This is a genomic window from Polaromonas sp., assembly GCF_030682935.1.
In the GTDB taxonomy this organism is placed as follows: Bacteria; Pseudomonadota; Gammaproteobacteria; order Burkholderiales; family Burkholderiaceae_C; genus Polaromonas.
The window spans coordinates 1-2,260 of sequence record NZ_JAUXNA010000212.1 but is presented as its reverse complement, the minus strand read 5'-3'; the positions used below and the strand labels follow the sequence as shown (position 1 = coordinate 2,260).

Genomic DNA, 2,260 nt, shown 5'->3' with positions numbered 1-2,260 from the left:
TCTACGAAGCACCGGGCCTGGCGCTACTGTTCATCGCCTACGAGCGCCTGGTCACGGGCATCCACAACGAAGACACCATAGAGCAGTACCGCGACAGCGGCCGCCGCCTGGGCCGCCTGCTGTACCAGGGCCGCTGGTTTGACTCGCAGGCCATCATGCTGCGCGAAACCGCCCAGCGCTGGGTAGCGAGTGCCATCACCGGCGAAGTCACCATCGAGCTGCGCCGCGGCAACGACTACTCGATTCTCAACACCGAGTCGGCCAATCTGACCTACCAGCCCGAGCGCTTGAGCATGGAAAAGGTCGAAGGCGCGTTCACGCCGCTGGACCGCATCGGGCAGTTGACGATGCGCAACCTGGACATCATCGACACGCGCGCCAAGCTCGGCATTTACGCCAAGAGCGGCGTGCTGTCGCTGGGCACGGGCGGGGATTTACTGAAGTTGTCGGGCGACAAGGGCGAATAACGCTGTTTTTGGCCTGTAGCGCACATTACACGGGCGCTGCATGCTATTGATTTCGTACATGCGAGAGCCGCTTCTCCTGCTGTTCTTTGGGTAGACGTGGCTTTCAAAGCGCCGCAGATGCTACGGCTTTTTTCGGATGTTTTATTGCACTGAAAGTATGCCTTGATACATGAAAAATCTTTTCTAACAAGGACTTGGCTGCATTTTTGTCAGTTACCTTATGCCGCAACTGCCGTTTTATATCGCAGGGTTTGCGGGATACATTCCATTAGGCCTCACAGAAAGGATTCGTGCAGTGAATGAAGACTTTCGAGCAAAAGGCAAAAACTATGCGCGTTTTCTAGACACGCTGACTCCGGGGCAAATCGCGCATGGCAACGAAGCCAACTACAGAAATGCACAAGACGAGTTCAACCGCTTTGTCGAAAGCTATGAGGCAGGAATCTGCTATTTATGCGACAAGACTTTGACGTCTTTCAGCAAAAAATCGCCTTGCCCTCATTGGTTAATGAAGCCAAAGGGGTTCAAAAAGAATGATCTACCTGCTATCGCAGAGAAATACGGCTTCTATCAAATTCAAGCATTCCTCAGATGGGTGGCAAATCATGACGCGTTCGCAAGAAACATAAATGACCTATCGGAAGAAGGAACTGGGAAATTATTCGAAGTAACCATTAAATGGAAAAATATCGAATGGGCCTTTTCGTGCGCAGAGTCTGACTATCAAGGGCATGCAACGTCACAGCATTCCAAGCATCAGCACTATCACTTTCAAATGCGACTCGATAACCGGCCATTTATAAATTACAGCGACTTCCATCTACCATTCAACGAAATAGATATTATCAACATTGAGACGATGAGAGCACGGCCCGAAAAGGTAAAACAAAGATTTTCATTTGGCGAGGGCATGAGTGATCTCCTTAGCGATGAAACCGTTGAGCATATCGTCAACGCATCTGCATCACCAGATCAAGAGAGTCATGGAATGTTCAAGCTTGATTCCATCGCTATGGCAGAAGAAGGCAAGAAAATTAGCGGCGATGACGTCTACGCTCTATTTCAAGAAGCAAAGGAAAAAGGGGTCACAGTTGCCAGCCTCATGCACAAGCTACCAAATGCACGGACACAGGTAATAGTTACCCCAGGGCCTGGTGTAGTAGAACAGGCCCCACGCGGTGGGCGAAAAAATGATGCCTAACTGGTCGCTTAAGCAGATAACTTCCAGCTACTGCTTACCTCAAACGTTGGGCTTCATGGAAATAGTTAAGCTGAATGCCTCAAATTAAATACGCCTACGCTCTCGCCAAGAGAGTATTTGACAGGGAGTTGACGCAACAGGATGCCGCGAATCGCCTTAACCAAGAACACGGGATCAACGTGAACTCGGCAAAGATCATGATTGCCGTTTACGCAAGAATGGTCAGCGGCTTGGAGTTCAAGCGCGCGCTGAGCGCGCCAGACATGAAATATTACCTAGCAACCTTCCTTGCAGAAGGCGGCCCACAAGCTCTAAGGAACCCGGTAAGCGCACTTTGGAAACATATCGACTACTACGAGGCCAAGAATTCGGTGAATCTCAACGCCTTGCGGGAAATTTGCACAACTTATTCGGAAGTATGTAAAGGGTTTGCATCTGCCGAATCATTTCATGATGCATTTTCAGAGGCTGTGGAAAATGCTAAGAAGGTGCCCGCGGCTGAAAGAAAGCGATTACTGAAATCCTTCGCCAAGATACCTCGTTCTCGGCCGGTTTTAGTTCTTGTCTATGAAAGAAATCCTTATGTTGTCGT

Annotated in this window: 2 protein-coding genes and 1 pseudogene; all 3 read left to right on the top strand. The window is 49.8% G+C overall.

The window, feature by feature from the left end:
- Positions 1 to 467 (top strand): annotated as a pseudogene (locus tag Q8K05_RS09790) (argininosuccinate synthase); the annotation flags it as partial.
- 295 nt (positions 468 to 762) lie between these two features.
- Positions 763 to 1,668, top strand: coding sequence for a hypothetical protein (locus Q8K05_RS09785; RefSeq protein WP_305246441.1), 906 nt, complete (start codon positions 763 to 765; stop codon positions 1,666 to 1,668).
- A gap of 74 nt (positions 1,669 to 1,742) precedes the next feature.
- A partial coding sequence (locus Q8K05_RS09780; RefSeq protein ID WP_305246440.1) for a hypothetical protein occupies positions 1,743 to 2,260 on the top strand: 518 nt, incomplete at its 3' end.